Origin of the sequence: Micromonospora sp. C41 (genome assembly GCF_018070485.1) — a bacterium.
GTDB lineage: Bacteria > Actinomycetota > Actinomycetes > Mycobacteriales > Micromonosporaceae > Micromonospora > Micromonospora chalcea.
Map to the genome: position 1 here is coordinate 563343 of NZ_JAGPXP010000001.1, position 15674 is coordinate 579016.

Sequence of the window (15674 nt, forward strand, 5' to 3'; positions counted from 1 at the left end):
TCCCACCCGCCCTCGCCGATCTTGCACTTCGCGCCCGCAGGATGTCCGGTTGGCGAACTTCGCGGGGGCCGAAAGCGCAAGATCGGCGAGCTGGGGCGGCGGGGGTGGGTGGGTCAGAGGAAGCGCCAGCGCTGGTGGGCGGCGCCGGTGTCGTCGGCGAGGACCGCCTGCGCGCCCTGGGTGCCCGAGCCGCCGCTGAGGCCGAGGACGCGGCCCCCGTTCGCGCACTGGATCCGGAACCAGCCGCCGCCGCCGTGCCGCAGCCGCCACCTGTGGTCGGCGGCGCCGTTGTCGGCCCACTGGACGATCCGGGCGCCGGCCGCTGTCGAGGCGCCCTCGACGCCCAGCACCTTGCCGCTGTTGCCGTTGCGCAGCCGCAGGTAGCCGCCGGTGTCCACGAGCGCGGTCCAGAGGTGGTCGGCGGTCCCGGTGTCGCCCCACTGGATGACCGGCCCGCCGTCGGCGGTGGACATGTTCTGCACGCCGAGCACCAGCCCGCTGCCGAGGTTCTGGATCCGCCGCGCGCCGTTGGGCAGGAACCGCCACTGGTTGTCCAGGCTGCCGTTGTCCGGGTCCTGCACGGCGAACGCGCCCTGCGCGGTCGAGCCGCCGGAGATGCCGAGCAGCTTGCCGGTGTGCACGTTGCGCAGCTTGTGGCTGCCGTCGCCGACGTCGACGACGGCCCAGAGATGGTCGGCGGTGCCGTTGTCCGCCCACTGCAGGATCCGGGCACCGTCGGCGGTGGACATGTTCTCCACGCCCAGCACCTTGCCGCTGTTGACGTTGCGCAGCCGCAGCGCCGACCCGTCGACCACGAGCTGCCAGTCGTGGTCGGCGGTGCCGGTGTCACCCCACTGCAGCGCGAGCCCGCCGTCTGCGGTGGACATGTTCTGGATCCCGAGCACCAGCCCGCTCGCCGCGTTCGCCAGCCGGAAACTCGCCTCGCCGCCACCACCGCCCGTGCCGACCCGCCAGTAGACCGTGTAGTTGTGCCCGTGGGCGTCGTAGAACGGGCCGAGGTCGACGGTGGCGCCGTCGGCCCGGGCGGTGAACGCGAGACTGCCCGTGCCGGTACGGGTGACCGAGGCCGGGTCCAGCGTCGGCAGCGCGCTCAGCGTGGTGTTGCCGTAGTTGCCGGAGAGCACCACCGGCCCGTACGTGATCGCGGCGACCGCGGCGTCGTCGTTGGCGGCCACCGTCGCCACCCGCATCGGCAGCCGGACCGTCACCGTGTCGCCGGAGGCCCAGGCGCGGGTCAGGACGGCATAGGTTCCGGGCGCGGTGGCGATGCCGGCCGCGACGCCGTTGACGCTGACGCTCGCCCCGCTGGTCCACGCCGGGATCCGGATCCGCATCGTCCACGACCCGCTCACCGAGCCGGTGACGGTCAGCGTCGTGGTGTCGCCGACCGGGTACGAGGTGGCCTGGGTGACGGTGATGCCGCGCTGGCTCCAGGTGAGCACCGAGGGCATGAACAGGTTGACGGTCAGCGTGGTGCCGTTGTGGAAGTAGATCGCGTCGGCGAGCGTGGTGTTGGTCTCCAGCCCGGTGCCCTGGCAGCACCAGAACGAGTTGTAGTCGGTGCTCCAGGTGCCGCCGCCCCATGCCGGGCCGACACCGCGCCGCCCGCCCGGGTTGAGCGGGGTGAAGTACGTGACGTGGCCGTGCGCGTCGGCCGGGTTCTGCTGGCCGATCATGTGGTTGAGCAGCGCGCGCTCGTAGAAGTCGGCGTACGCGACGCGGTCCGGGTCGAGCTGCCACAGCTCCCGGGTCAGCTTGAGCATGTTGTACGTGTTGCACGCCTCGCACGTGTCGTTGCGCAGGTAGCCGGCGATCGCGTTCGGGGCGCGGAAGTGCTCGGCCTGGCTGTTGCCGCCGATGGCGTACGTGTGCGCGCCGACGGTGATGGCCCACGCGTTGGTGGCGATATCCCGGTAGCGGGTGACGCCTGTGGCCTTGTACTCCCGGGCCGCACCGATCCACTTGGGCACCTGCGTGTTGGCGTGCAGCCCGTTGAGCTGGTCGGAGTTGGCGGCGAGCGGGTTGAACACGGCGGCGTGGTCGAACCGCTGCGCGACGGTCAGCCACCGCCCGTCGCCGGTCTGCTGGTAGAGGTCGGTCAGCACCGCGTTCATGCCGCCGAACTCGGTGCCGAGCATGGCCTGCATCTGGGCCGAGGTGAGCCGGCTGGTGCGCTGGTCGACCCAGCCGGCCAGCGCCAGCAGCACGTCCCGGGCCTGGGTGCTGCCGATCAGCCGCCACACGTCCAGCAGCCCGGCCAGCGTCTTGTGGATGCAGTAGTAGGGGACGTTGCCGTTGCTGAGCGTCCGGGCCTCCAGCGCGGTGAAGTCGGACTCCGGGAAGCCGGACAGGTAGCCGGCGCTGAACCCGGCCGCGCCGTTGTTGGCCTGGCAGCGGGCCAGCTCGGCGACCATGGTGAGCGCCTTGTCCCGGCAGGTGGTGTCGCCGAGCACCGCCCACGCCTGCGCCCAGGCGGTCAGGAAGTGACCCTGCATGTGGGTGCGGAACGGGAAGTTCGGCGCGTCCCAGCCACCGTTGGCGGCGGCGCCGCCGGTGGACAGGCGGTGGTTGGCCCGGAAGTTGTAGAGCAGCCGGTTGACGTCCACGAAGCGCAGGTACGCCACTGTGCGGTTCTCGTTGTCCTGCCACCGGCTCGCGGTCAGCCGGACCTGGCCCGGGTCGAACGCGTACGCGGACACGCCGATGTCGGGGCGGGCCGGTGGCAGCGCGGCGTGCGCCGTACCGCCTGCGGTGACGGACCCGGCGGCGGCGCCGGCGGTCGCCGCGACGGCGGTGGCGCCGGTGGCGCGGAGCAGGAATCGGCGGTTCACCAGGGGAGCGGGCATGGACGGCCTCCGTGGCGGGGGACGGTGGTGGCGGGGACGGTGGTGGTGGGGAACGGCTACGCGGTGACCCGGAAGGTGGCGTCCTGCCGGTCGACCGCGGGGGAGCCGGCGCCGAGCGGATCGATGCGCAGCCGGTAGTCGTAGTGCCGCAGGTAACGGGTGGGGTAGTTGTACGAGCGGAACGACGACCAGGTGGCGTCGGCCAGGCCGGCGGTGCGGTGGAAGGTGGCGTCGGCGCGGAACGTGGCGGTGCCGTCGTTCGGGTCCAGCCGGACCGCGTAGTCGTAGTGCCGCAGGTAGTTGCCGGGGTAGTTGACCGACTCGAACGAGACGCCGGCGGCGTCGGCCAGGCCGGGGACCATCCGCCACATCTGGTCCTGGTACGGGTCGAACGGGTACGCGTCTACGCGGGCGATCCGGTCGGCGTGCCGCACGTAGCGGTCGGGGAAGTTCGACGACTTGAGCCGGACCCAGTTCGGCGTGCCCCAGCGGTTGACCAGCCCGGCGTACTCGGCGTCGGTGATGCCGATCATCGAGCCGTGTTTGGAGTTCAGCGGCGGCGTGTAGTCGCGCTGGTTCAGCGGCGTCCACGAGTTGCCGGAGATGGTAGTCGTGGACCAGGCGTAGTAGTCGTTGTTGACCGGGCTGAACGAGTCGCCCCACAGCCGCCAGCCGCCCTCGTTCGTGCGCAGCAGAAGCGGCGCCTCGATCGCGTTGCCCTGCCGCAGCCCGCTGGTGTACGTGGTGAAGCTGTTCGGCGCGGCGGTGGTGGAGCGGGCGCCGTAGAGATATCCGTCGTCGAGGTTCTTGTAGTAGAGGTACGTGGTGCCGCCGTCGACCACCACGTCGCCGTCGAGCACGCCGAAGGCGGGGCTGAAGTAGACCTGCGACGCGCTGACGGTGCGGAAGTCGCTCGTGTAGTTGACGAACAGTACGTCCCGGCCGTTGTTGGCGGAGTAGACGATGGCGTACTGCCCACGGGCGGCGTCCCAGAACGCGGTCGGCGCCCAGGTGTGGGTGTCGAGCGTGTGCATCCGGATGCGCCGGTAGCCGGTGAACGCGGTCAGGTCGGCCGAGTCCCACACGTGCAGGTACTGGCTGGTCAGCCCCCAGTTGGTGCCCTTGAGGTCGGTGGCCAGCACCACGAACGTGCCGTCGGTCCTGCGCAGCACGAACGGGTCGCGCAGGCCGAGCTGCCCGGCGGTCGGGGTGACCACCGGGTTGTTCTGGTTCAGCGGAGTCCAGTTCAGCCCGTCCCGGCTGACGGCCAGGTGCAGGCCGTAGTCGGCGCCGAGGCCGTTCGGCGTCTCGGTGAAGTAGGCCATCGCGTAGGCGGTGTTCGCCGCCGCGAACGCGCCGCGGGGCAGGCTGAGCGCGCCGGAGGCGGCGGCAGCCGCGGACAGGGCGCCGACTGTGAACGCGCGTCGGGTCAGGGGCACGACGGGGGCCTTTCTCTGCGGTGGAGATGACGGCCGCGTTAACGCTAACAATCCCCCTTAGCCTGGCGTTCATATAGCCGACTGTCAATTGATTCGCAGCGCTGACGCGAACGCCGCAGGGCGGGCCGCTCGTTCTCGCGGCCCGCCCTGCGGCGGCTGTCCGGCGCCCGGCCGGCGAAAGATCAGCGGTTGCGGTAGTGGTCGACGGCAAGCGTCCCACCGCTCAGCAGCGCCAGCGCGCCGAAGGCGGAACCGGCCCACGGGTTGCCGACGACGCTCGACAGCACCACGTTCGCGGCCACGCTCACGATGAGCACCAGCCAGAGCAGCGGGCGCATCCGGGTAATCGACGACGGGGCGGCGGCGGTCTCGGCGGTACGGTCCAGGTCGTTCACGGCTGCCTCCTCGATGATTTCTGCTACCACCGACAGTAGGGACGGGAGCGGCCGGTAACGATCCCGCCAGCACGACAGTCGTGGTACAGCAGGCTGTACTTTCCGCGCCCGGGCCTGCCGGGCGGCGACAGCGGTGACCTATCGTTTCGCCCGGGGGTGGGCCGGGATGGAGTACGTGCGGAGGCGGTTCCGCGTGGCGGTGGCCGCTCTGGAGCACCTCGTCGGCGGGCTGGGCACCGCAGTGCTGGCCCTGGGCACGCTGCTCGGGACGCTCGTCGTCGCGGCGGCGTGCGTCGGCGGGGTCGGGCTGCTGCTCGTACCCGGACTGCTGCAGGCCGTGCGGTCGGTGGCCGACCGCGAGCGCGCCCGGCTGTCCCGATGGGGGACGCCGATACCGGCGCCCGGCCCGGTCCCGGCCGGGGTGCGCGCGGCGCTGCGCGACCCGGTGGTACGGCGGGAGCTGCGCTGGGTGGCCGTCCACGGGACGCTCGGCTTCGGGGCCGGGCTGCTCGCGCTGGTGCTGCCGATCTACGCCGTGCAGGACATGACGTTCCCGCTCTGGTACCGGCTGGTGCCGCCGGAGGCCGGCGCGCCCGGCATCGGCTGGTGGCACATCGACGGGCTCGGCGACGCGCTCGCGGTCGCCGTGCTCGGGGTCGGCTGGCTGCTTCTCGCGGTCACGACCGGCCCGGCGCTCGCGCGGATCCAGGCCCGGCCGGGCCGGCGGCTGCTGCCCCCGCCGCCCGGGTTCGACCTGTCGCTGCGCGTCGCCGAACTCACCGCCACCCGGGCCGCGGCGCTCGACGCGCACGCGGTGGAGCTGCGCCGGATCGAGCGTTCGCTGCATGACGGCACCCAGAACCGGCTGGTCGCGGTGAACGTGCTGCTCGGCGCCGCCCGGCGGGCGGTGCGCCGCGACCCGGACCGCGCCGACGAGATCCTGGAACGCGCGCAGGACGCGGCCGAGCAGGCGCTCGGCGAGCTGCGTACGGTGGTGCGCGGCATCCTGCCGCCGGTGCTCGGCGACCGGGGACTGGCCGGGGCGCTCGCCGGACTCGCGGCGGAGTGCGCGGTGCCGTGCCGCCTGTCGGTGGACGTCGACGTGCGCTGCGCGGCCTCGGTGGAGGCCACCGCGTACTTCGTGGTGGCCGAGGCGCTCACGAACGTGGTCCGGCACAGCGGCGCGGACGGCGTCGAGGTCGTCGTGCGCCGGGAACGGGACCGGCTGCTGGTGACCATCACCGACGACGGGCGCGGGGACGCCGACGAGACGCGCGGCTCGGGGCTGACCGGCATCCGCCGGCGGGTCGAGGCGTACGACGGGCGGATGACGCTCACCAGTCCACCGGGAGGACCGACGAGGATGCACGTGGAGCTGCCATGCGGATCGTGATCGCCGAGGACGACGCGCTGCTGCGCGAGGGGCTGGCGCTGCTACTGCGCGCCGAGGACCTGGACGTGGTGGCCACCGCCGGCACGCCCGGGGAGTTCCTGACCGCTGTCGACGAGCACCGGCCGGACGTGGCGATCGTCGACGTGCGGATGCCACCCACTCACACCGACGAGGGCATCGTCGCCGCGGTCGAGGCCCGCCGCCGCCGTCCCGGCCTCGCGGTGCTGGTCCTGTCCGCGTACGTCGAGCAGGCGTTCGCCACCGAGCTGTTCGCGGTCGGCGCCTCCGGGCTCGGCTACCTGCTCAAGGAGCGGGTGGGCCGGGTCGAGGAGTTCCTCGCCGCGCTGCACCGCGTCGCGGGCGGCGGCAGCGTGATCGACCCCGAGGTGGTCGGGCAGCTGCTCGCCCGCAACCGGCGGCCGGACACCGCGCTGGCCGAGCTGTCGCCGCGTGAGCACGAGGTGCTGGCGCTGATGGCCGAAGGGCTGGGCAACGGCGCGATCGCCGAGCGGTTGTTCGTCACCGAGGGCGCTGTGCACAAGCACATCCGCAGCATCTTCGCCAAGCTGAGCCTGCCGCCGGACGACCGCGCCGACCGCCGGGTCACCGCGGTGCTGCGTTACCTCGACGACGGCCGCCGGTAGCGCACACGCACGCGCGCCGCCTCGCGGTGAGGCGGCGCGCGGACGGGTCGGCCGGATCAGCGGCGGGTGCCGCACAGGGCCGCGTCGACGGTGCTGGTGACCGCCTCCAGCATCTCCAGGCTGGTCGGCAGCGCGGTCACCGCGACCACGGCGCTGCGCCCGTCGGTGGTGGACAGGTTGCGCGTCTCGAAGCCCTGGATGTCGCCGCCGTGCCCCCAGGCGTGGCCGCCGCAGGGCAGCTCGTGCCGGGCGATGCCCAGGCCGTACTCCCACACCCCGTTGGGCTCGAAGTCGGGCGCCGGCACCGTGCGCGTCAGCGCCGCCTGCTGGGCCGGCTTGAGCAGCTTGCCCGCCAGCAGCGCCTCGAAGAACGTGCGCAGGTCCGACGGCGTGGAGACGAGCTGACCGGCGGCCCAGCCCAGCGACGGGTCCATCCGGGTCACGTCGACCCACGGCGCGCCCGGCTCCACCGCCACGTATCCGCGCGGCAGGCGGCCCGGCAGGTCCTGCTCGCCGGTCTGCGGCCAGTACGTGTCACGCAGCCGCAGCGGCTCGATGATCCGCCGGGTGATCTCCTCACCCACCGGACGCTTGGTGACCCGCTCGATGATCAGCCCGGCCAGCACGAAGTTGGTGTTGCTGTACTCCCACTTCTGACCCGGCGGGAAGCGCCGCGACTGGGTGAGCGCCTCGTCCAGCAGCCGGCGCGGGTCGAAGTAGTCGCTGCGGCGGTCCACCAGATCCTGCGCCTCGCTGAACACGACCTCGTCGTAGTCGGGCAGGCCGCTGGTCTGCTGCAGCAGCTGGCGTACGGTGATCCGCCGCCCGTCGTTGCCGTTGGCGCGCACCATCCCGGGCAGGTAGCGCTCGACGGTGGCGTCGAGGTCGATGCGGCCCTCGCCGACGAGCTGGAGGACGACCACGGCGGTGAACGTCTTGGTGTTGCTGCCCACGCGCACCCGGGCGTCGCGGGGGATCGCGGCGCCGGTGCGCAGGTCACCCACGCCCGCGGTGTAGTCGCGCACCCGGCCGTCGCGGCGTACGGAGGCCAGCACTCCGGGGAATCCATGCTCGGTGACCAGGCCGTCCAGTCGCGTCTGGACGGCGTCGGCGGCGGGACGCCGGACGTCGGTGGTCGTGGCGGACGCGGCGGGCACACCGAGCGCGGTGACGGTCAGCAGGGCCGTGGCGCCGACGGCCATCGGGAGGGTACGGCGGGTCATGGGAACTCCTCGACGGAGGTGAACGGGTACGGCCTCAAGCCTCGCCAGAACCGGTCCCGCGTTCCATCCCACCAGCTACCGGGCCGGGGTAGCGCTGGCACTACTTGATCGCTCCCGGCGTCGCCGGTTAGGCTCCGCGCAGCGTCGCGTGCCGGTGGCAGACCGTGTCAGGCATGGAGGCGCCGGATCGAAGGGAGCACGACGATGACACTCGTCGTCCCTTCGCCCTCGCCACGTGGCTGAGGGCGAACAGACCAGGCTGGTGGCCTGGAGCCGGGAGATGCGCGCCGTCCACGAGCGGCTGCGCGAGGCGCTTGAGGTGACCCGGCTGGCGCTCGCCGCCGGTGAGCCGGCACGGCCCGCGACACGGGACCTGCTGCTGTTCTGCCACGGGTTCTGCGCGGCGCTGACCGCGCATCACGAGGGCGAGGACCGCAGTCTCTTCCCGGCGATCGCGACGCGCCATCCGGAGCTGCGCGAGACGCTGGACCGGCTGCGACAGGACCACTCGATGATCGGCTACCTGCTGGCCGGGCTGGGTGCGGCGGTGGCTCGCGACGCCCCGCCCGACGAGCTGGCCCGGCACCTGGAGGGCGTGTCGGCGATCATGGAGTCGCACTTCCGGTACGAGGAGCGGCAGCTGCTTTCGGTGCTGGAGACGCTGGCGCTGGACGCCGACCCGGCCGACGTCCTCGGACCGCTGTGACCCGGGGTCGGGGCCCGGCGGGATGCGCGCCGCCGGGCCGCGACCGGGCGTTCAGTTCAGGCCGCAGGTGGCCAGCGCGTCCAGGTTCGGGCGCTGCGCGCCGACCCGGTTGAACGCGATCTCGATGCGGTCGAGCGCCGCGACGCGCTTGCTGCGCAGCGGCCCGAGGATCGCGTTGTCGATGAAGGCCGGTCCGCCCTCGGGGCGCACCGCGAGCTGGGCGAGGCGGGCGTTCGCCTCGGCGATCTGCTTGTCCAGCGTGGCCAGTTCGGCCTGCACCTGGCCGGCGGCCGCCGCCGGGACGGCAGGCAGCGCGACGCGCGGGCAGTCGACCGTCCGGGCCGATCCGGCCGCGTTGCCGTTCTGGCCGCCGTTGTTCCCGTTCTGGCCCCCGGCGTTGCCGTTCTGACCGCCCGCGTTGCCGTTCTGGCCGCCGGCGTTCTGGCCGGCGCCGCCGTTGACGGCGCTCGGCACGCCCGGGGCGTTGAGCGAGCAGGCCGCCAGCGCGTCCAGGTCCGGGCGCGGCGCGCCGATCCGGTTGAACGCGATCTCGATGCGGTCGAGCACGGCGACGCGCTTGTTGCGCAGCGGGCCGAGGATCGCGTTGTCGATGAACGCCGGTCCGCCCTCGGGGCGTACCGCCTGCCGGGCCAGCCGCTCGTTCTGCCGGGCGATCTCCTGGTCCAGGTTGGCCAGTTCCCGCTCCACCTGGGCCGATGCCGCCGCCGGTACGGCCGGCAGCTTGTCGCGTACCGTCGGGCAGTTCACGGTCTGCGCGGCGGCGGTGGTGGCCGGACGGTTGTTCTCGCCCGCCGACGCCAGTTGCAGCCCGCCGGCGAACAACAGCGCCGCGAGGGCGCCCACCCCGCCGAGCTTCAGGACCGCGGTCTTGCGCGTACCCCTGGCCATGCACCTCTCCTCTGGTTGACCGGGAGGGTGCGGCGGCTGCCGCGCCGTCTCCACGGTGCGAAGTGACGACTGGAGGAATCGTGCTCGTGCCCGCTCCGGCATCGCGGTTCCGGCCGATGTTCCCGTCGGCAGTGGATACGGACGGCGGCGCGAGATCGTTCAGCGCACCCCCGGATGTTTGACCGCATCGACGTCCGTCGTTAGGCTGCGCTGAAAGCGCTTACTGCGCGGGAGACGTGAGCGTTCGGCGTGACACGGACGTCCGGGCGACAAGGCCCGCCCCTGACACCGACCGGGCATCGGTGCCGGTAGCGGCGTGGGCACCGCACCACCACCCGGAGGAGACCATCATGATCAACCGACACCGTCGTACGGTGTTGTGGACATCGGCCGCGGCGACGGCGGCGCTCGCCGCGTCCGGCCTGGCCGTCGGCGCGACCGCCGCCCAGGCGGCCGCCGGCTGCCGCGTCGACTACGCCGTCACCGCGCAGTGGGGCGGCGGCTTCACCGCCAACGTCAACCTGACCAACCTCGGCGACCCGCTCAACGGATGGGCCGTCACCTGGACGTTCGCCGCCGGGCAGACCGTCGCCCAGGCCTGGGGCGCCGAGATCACCGCCAGCGGCGCGTCGGTGCGGGCCGCCAACGTCAGCTACAACGGCAGCCTCGGCACCAACGCGAGCACGTCGTTCGGCTTCAACGGCACCTGGAACGACACCAGCAACCCGGTCCCGACCTCGTTCGCCGTCAACGGCGTCACGTGCACCGGTGGCGTCACGCCCACCACCGGCACGCCACCGACCAGCGCCCCGCCGAGCAGCCCGCCCCCGAGCACCCCGCCGCCGACGACGCCGCCACCGACCACGCCGCCGCCGGCCGGCGGGGCGATCTACGCCGCGCCGAACGGCACCGCCGGGGCGGCCGGCACCCAGGCCAGCCCCACCACCATCGCCGCGGCGATCACCCGCGTCGGCGCCGGCGGCACGATCTACCTGCGCGGCGGCACCTACAACCTGTCCCAGACGGTCACCGTCGCCGCCGGCAACAACGGCACGTCGAGCGCCCGCAAGAACCTGTACGCCTACCCGGGCGAGACGCCGATCCTGAACTTCTCGGCGATGAGCGAGGACCCGGCCAACCGGGGGCTGGCGCTGAACGCCTCGTACTGGCACGTGCGCGGGCTCGTGGTGGAGCGCGCCGGTGACAACGGCATCTTCGTCGGCGGCAGCAACAACATCATCGAGCGGACGGTGACCCGCTTCAACCGCGACACCGGGCTGCAACTGTCCCGGATCGCCTCCAGCACGCCCCGCGACCAGTGGCCGGCCAACAACCTGATGGTCAGCGTGGAGTCGCACGACAACGCCGACTCCGACGGCGAGGACGCCGACGGCTTCGCGGCCAAGCTCACAGTGGGCGGTGGCAACGTCTTCCGGTACGCGGTGTCGCACCACAACATCGACGACGGGTGGGACCTCTACACCAAGTCCGACACCGGCGCGATCGGTCCGGTGACCATCGAGGACTCGCTCGCATACAGCAACGGCACGCTCAGCAACGGCACCCAGAACGGCAACGGCGACCGCAACGGCTTCAAGCTCGGCGGTGAGGACATCGCCGTCAACCACACCGTGCGGCGCACCATCGCGTACCGCAACGGCAAGCACGGCTTCACGTACAACCGGAACCCGGGCACCATGACGATCTCGAACAATCTGAGCATCGACAGCACCGAACGGAACTTCTCGTTCGACGCCGGCACCTCGGTCTACCGGAACAACACCTCCTGCCGCTTCGTCGGCAGCGGATCGAACGACAGGACCGTCGGGAACGTGGACGGCTCGAACCAGTTCTGGTCCGGCTCCAACGGTTCCCGCTGCGCCACGTACTCCGGTGCCCTGGCCTGGTCCTTCGCCGGCGACGGCCGCCTCACGGTGACCCTAGGCGGCCGCCAGGTCTCGCTCTGACCCCGGCGCCCCACCGGGTTGATCATGAGGTTGGCGGCCGGATCGGAGATCGACAACGCCGTCAACCTCATGATCGACCGGGTGAAGGGATGGTGGGAGAGGAGATCGGGCCGAAGGACCGGCTTGACAGGATGATCGAGTCTTAGGTTAGCCTAACCTGCGTGACGAGCGAAGCAGTGCGGGCCGACGGCCTGACGGGCAGTGAGCTGCGGCTGGGCTACCACGGCAAGACGGTGGTGCACGACGCCGCCATCACGCTGCGCCCCGCGGCGGTGACCGCGCTGGTCGGCCCGAACGGCAGCGGCAAGTCGACGCTGCTGCGCGGGCTGGCCCGCCTGCACCCGCTGGAACACGGCGAGGTCGTGCTCGCCGACGGCACCCCGGCCCGGGCGCTGTCCCCCCGGGACTTCGCCCGCCGGGTCACGCTGCTGGCGCAGAGCCGCCCCACCCCGAGCGGGGTCACGGTGCGGGACGTGGTCGGCTACGGCCGGCACCCCTACCGGCAGCGGTGGCGCGCCGGCGACCCCGACGGGCCCGCCGCGATCGACCGGGCCATGACCGTGACAGGTGTCGACGGCATGGCCGGCCGGCCGGTCGACGAGCTGTCCGGCGGCGAGCTGCAACGCGTCTGGCTGGCCACCTGCCTGGCCCAGGACACCGCGATCCTGCTGCTGGACGAGCCCACCACGTTCCTGGACCTGCGCTACCAGGTGGAGATCCTCGACCTGATGCGCGACCTCGCCGACACCGCCGGCGTCGCCGTCGGCGTGGTGCTGCACGACCTCAACCAGGCCGCCGCCGTCGCCGACCAGGTCGTGCTCCTGCACGAGGGCCGGGTCCGCGGCACCGGCACGCCGCACGAGGTGTTCACCGAGGCGGCGCTCACCGAGGCGTACGGCATCCGCGTCGAGGTGATCGTCGACCCGGTCACCAACCTGCTCTCCACACGTCCCGTCGGCCGGCACACGACCCGTATCCCCGCCTGACCGATCCCTGCACACAGAAGAGAAACCGATGCTGCGTACCCGCCTGACCCTGCTCGCCGCCGCCGCGGCGAGCGCGCTGCTGATCGCCGGCTGCGGCACCACCGAGGAGCCCGCCGCCGCACCGTCCTCCTCCGACGCCGCGCCCACCGGCCCGGTCACCGTCACCGACAGCCGGGGCAAGACCATCACGCTCAAGAGCCCCGCCACCAAGGTCGTCGGCCTGGAGTGGGGCGAGGTCGAGATGCTCGTCGGCCTCGGCGTGATGCCGGTCGGCGTGGCCGACCCCAAGGGGTACGCCACCTGGGTGACCGCCGCCCCGCTCGACCCGAGCGTCAAGGACGTCGGCACCCGGGGTGAGCCGAGCGTCGACTCCATCGTCGCCCTCCAGCCGGACCTCGTGGTGATGGAGGCCGAGCGCGGCTCCGCCGTCGTCACCCAGCTGGAGAAGTACGTCCCGGTGCTGGTCACCAAGGGCAGCGACGCCTCCGACAACATCGGCCGGATGCGCTCGGACCTGAAGATGATCGCCACCGCGACCGGGCGCACCGCGCAGGCGGACAAGCTGCTCGCCGACTTCGACGCCGCGCTCGCCGACGGCAAGAAGAAGATCGCCGACGCCGGTGCGGCCGGCAAGCAGTTCGCGATCGCCGACGGCTGGAAGGAAGGCAGCACCGTCTCGATCCGGATGTTCGGCGAGGGCGCGCTCGTCTCCCAGCTAGGCATCCAGCTCGGCCTCAAGAACGCCTGGACCGGCAAGACCGACGAGATGTGGGGCCTGGGCCAGACCGACGTCGAGGGCATGACCGTCCTCAAGAGCCAGGACCTGCACTTCTTCTACAACGCCTCGGACGGCACCGACGTGTTCGCCGACGGCCTCGCCGGCAACGCGATCTGGCGTTCCCTGCCGTTCGTCCAGCAGAACAAGCTGCACAAGATGCCCAACGGCATCTGGACCTTCGGCGGCACGCTCTCCGCCAAGCAGTACATCGACGAGCTGGTCAAGGTCTACACGGCTTGAGCGCGATGACCGCCCCCGCCCCACCGGGGCCGGCCACCCGGCCGGCCCCGGCCGGGCCGCCGCCCGCCCGGCGCAGCCGGGTCGCCGGCGCGTTCGCCCTCGCCGCCGCGCTGCTCGTCGCGATCACCGCGGTGCACCTCACCCAGGGCACCTCCTCGGTCGGGGCGCTGGACCTGCTCCGGCTGCTCACCGGCGGCGACGACGAGACCGCCCGGGTGCTCGTCGCCTCCCGCCTGCCCCGGCTGCTCACCGGCCTGGCCGTCGGCGTCGCGCTCGGCTTCGCCGGCGCGGCGTTGCAGTCGACCACCCGCAACCCGCTCGCCTCGCCGGACACGCTCGCCGTCAACGCGGGCGCGCACCTGGCGATCGTCTCCACCGCCGCGTTCGGGATCGCGCTGCCCGCGCTGCCCGCGGGCGGGCTGGCGTTCTGCGGCGGACTCGCCGCCGCCTCCCTGGTCATGCTGCTCTCGGCCGGCGGCCAGGCCGCCACCACCCGGCTCATCCTCGCCGGCTCGGCCACCGCGATGGCGCTGTCCTCGCTGACCATGCTGCTCATGCTGCTGTTCGAGCAGGCCACCATCGGCCTGTTCGCCTGGGGCAACGGCTCGCTCGTGCAGGGCGACCTGGTCGCGTTCACCCAGCTCGCCCCCGTGATCGCTGTCGCCGCACTGGTGCTCGTGGCACTCGGGCACCGGCTGGACCTGCTCGCCCTCGGCGACGACACCGCCACCGTGCTCGGGCTCAACGTGCGTCGTACCCGGCTCACGGTCGTGCTGCTGGCGGTGCTGCTCTCCGCCGCGGCGGTCACCCTGGCCGGCCCGATCGGCTTCGTCGGTCTCGGCGCGCCGGTGATCGTCCGGCTGCTCGGCAAGTGGGTGCCCGAGGTGCACCGGCACCGCGTCCTGATGCCGCTGTCCGGCATCGTCGGCGTGGTCATCGTGCTCGGCTCCGACGTGCTGCTGCGCGCCGTGCTCGGCGGCCAGGCCGGTGTCGACGTGCCGACCGGCGTGGTGACCACGCTCTTCGGCGCGGTGCTGCTGGTCTGGCTGGCCCGCCGCCACCGCGACGCCGGACCGACCCGGCAGGCGCCGGGCGGCCACGCCGCCGTGCGCTCCCGCGGCTTCGTCGCCGCCGTCGTCGCGGTCTGCGCGGTCGTCGTCACCGCCGCGCTGGTGCTCGGCATGCTCGCCGGTGACACCTGGGTGCTGCTGGGCGACATCGTCAACTGGGTGCAGGGCCGCACCGGACCGGCGTACACCTTCGTGCTGGACGCCCGCTGGCCGCGCGTCGCCGCGGCGCTGCTGGCCGGCGCCGCGCTGGCCCTGGCCGGCACCACAGTGCAGGCGGTCTGCCGCAACCCGCTGGCCGAGCCGGGCATCCTCGGCATCACCGGCGGTGCCGGCATCGGCGCGGTGTCGCTGCTGACGTTCGCGCCGATGGCCGGCGTGCTCGCCCTGTCCGGCGCCGCCGGTCTCGGCGCGGTCGTCGCGTTCGCGCTGGTCTACGGCCTGGCCCGGCGGCGGGGACTCAACTCCGACCGGCTGGTGCTGATCGGGTTCGCGGTCTGGCAGGGCGGCACGGCGATCATTACGTTCATCGTGGTGTCCTCCGACCCGTGGAACACCGGCAAGGCGCTGACCTGGCTGTCCGGCTCCACCTACGGGCGCACCGCCCCGCAGGTGCTGCCGGTGGCGATCGCGCTGCTGGTCGCGCTGCCGGTGGTCGCCGCCGTGCGCCGCGAGCTGGACCTGCTCGCGCTCGACGACGACACGCCCCGGGTGCTCGGCGTCCGGCTGGAACGCGCCCGGCTGGTCGCGCTCGGCCTGGCGGCGCTGCTCACCGCCACCGCCGTGTCGGCGGTCGGCGTGATCGGCTTCGTCGGCCTGGTCGCGCCGCACGCGGCCCGGGCGCTCGTCGGCGGGCGGCACACCCGCGTCCTGCCGGTCGCGGTGCTGCTCGGCGCCACCCTGGTCAGCCTCGCCGACACGCTCGGCCGCAGCGTCATCGCCCCCGCCCAGGTCCCCGCCGGTCTGGTCACCGCCATGATCGGCACCCCGTACTTCGTCTGGCTGCTGTGGCGTTCCCGCGCCGCCGCGGCCGCCCGTTGACCCGTTCGCCGACGAACCA

12 protein-coding genes are annotated in these 15674 nt (G+C 72.9%); 7 read left to right on the forward strand and 5 right to left on the reverse strand.

Annotated features, from left to right (window positions below):
* Nucleotides 1-113 precede the first annotated feature (113 nt).
* The 3 genes from KBX43_RS01610 to KBX43_RS01620 form a co-directional block, all read right to left on the reverse strand.
* Nucleotides 114-2867 carry a beta-L-arabinofuranosidase domain-containing protein gene (locus tag KBX43_RS01610; RefSeq protein WP_210882546.1) on the reverse strand — a complete coding sequence of 918 codons (2754 nt, stop codon included), beginning with the start codon at nt 2865-2867 and terminating at the stop codon, nt 114-116.
* A gap of 56 nt (nt 2868-2923) precedes the next feature.
* On the reverse strand, nt 2924-4306 hold the full coding sequence (locus KBX43_RS01615; RefSeq protein ID WP_069088442.1) for a glycoside hydrolase family 43 protein: 1383 nt from the start codon (nt 4304-4306) through the stop codon (nt 2924-2926).
* A 182-nt stretch (nt 4307-4488) separates the two neighbouring features.
* A complete protein-coding gene (locus KBX43_RS01620; protein WP_043323325.1) occupies nt 4489-4701 on the reverse strand; it encodes a hypothetical protein in 213 nt (70 codons plus the stop codon).
* Between the two features lie 166 nt (nt 4702-4867).
* Here KBX43_RS01620 and KBX43_RS01625 point away from each other — a divergent pair, with 166 nt between their 5' ends.
* Both KBX43_RS01625 and KBX43_RS01630 read left to right on the forward strand, forming a co-directional pair.
* On the forward strand, nt 4868-6094 hold the full coding sequence (locus KBX43_RS01625) for a sensor histidine kinase (RefSeq protein WP_043323327.1): 1227 nt from the start codon (nt 4868-4870) through the stop codon (nt 6092-6094).
* Entirely contained in the window at nt 6082-6738 is a 657-nt protein-coding gene (locus KBX43_RS01630; protein ID WP_030499160.1) for a response regulator transcription factor, read from the forward strand. Before KBX43_RS01625 ends, KBX43_RS01630 begins: the two co-directional genes overlap by 13 nt.
* 56 nt (nt 6739-6794) lie before the next feature.
* On the opposite strand, the gene KBX43_RS01635 is transcribed toward KBX43_RS01630, so the two are convergent.
* The gene (locus tag KBX43_RS01635; protein ID WP_210882548.1) at nt 6795-7961 is read right to left on the reverse strand and encodes a serine hydrolase; all 1167 of its coding nucleotides are present in this window, start codon (nt 7959-7961) and stop codon (nt 6795-6797) included.
* 235 nt (nt 7962-8196) lie between these two features.
* Between KBX43_RS01635 and KBX43_RS01640 the strand changes: the two genes are divergently transcribed.
* On the forward strand, nt 8197-8667 hold the full coding sequence (locus KBX43_RS01640; RefSeq protein WP_043323332.1) for a hemerythrin domain-containing protein: 471 nt from the start codon (nt 8197-8199) through the stop codon (nt 8665-8667).
* A 51-nt stretch (nt 8668-8718) separates the two neighbouring features.
* On the opposite strand, the gene KBX43_RS01645 is transcribed toward KBX43_RS01640, so the two are convergent.
* On the reverse strand, nt 8719-9576 hold the full coding sequence (locus KBX43_RS01645) for a hypothetical protein (RefSeq protein WP_210882550.1): 858 nt from the start codon (nt 9574-9576) through the stop codon (nt 8719-8721).
* Between the two features lie 350 nt (nt 9577-9926).
* Between KBX43_RS01645 and KBX43_RS01650 the strand changes: the two genes are divergently transcribed.
* From KBX43_RS01650 to KBX43_RS01665, 4 genes are all read left to right on the forward strand, one after another.
* A complete protein-coding gene (locus KBX43_RS01650) occupies nt 9927-11543 on the forward strand; it encodes a cellulose-binding domain-containing protein (RefSeq protein ID WP_210882552.1) in 1617 nt (538 codons plus the stop codon).
* A gap of 176 nt (nt 11544-11719) precedes the next feature.
* Complete coding sequence (locus KBX43_RS01655) at nt 11720-12529, forward strand: ABC transporter ATP-binding protein (protein ID WP_166456110.1); 810 nt, start codon at nt 11720-11722, stop codon at nt 12527-12529.
* Nucleotides 12530-12557: 28 nt separating this feature from the next.
* Nucleotides 12558-13547: an iron-siderophore ABC transporter substrate-binding protein gene (locus KBX43_RS01660; RefSeq protein ID WP_043323338.1), complete on the forward strand. Its 990-nt coding sequence runs from the start codon at nt 12558-12560 to the stop codon at nt 13545-13547.
* A 5-nt stretch (nt 13548-13552) separates the two neighbouring features.
* Entirely contained in the window at nt 13553-15655 is a 2103-nt protein-coding gene (locus KBX43_RS01665) for an iron ABC transporter permease (protein ID WP_069088447.1), read from the forward strand.
* The last annotated feature ends 19 nt before the right edge of the window (nt 15656-15674 follow it).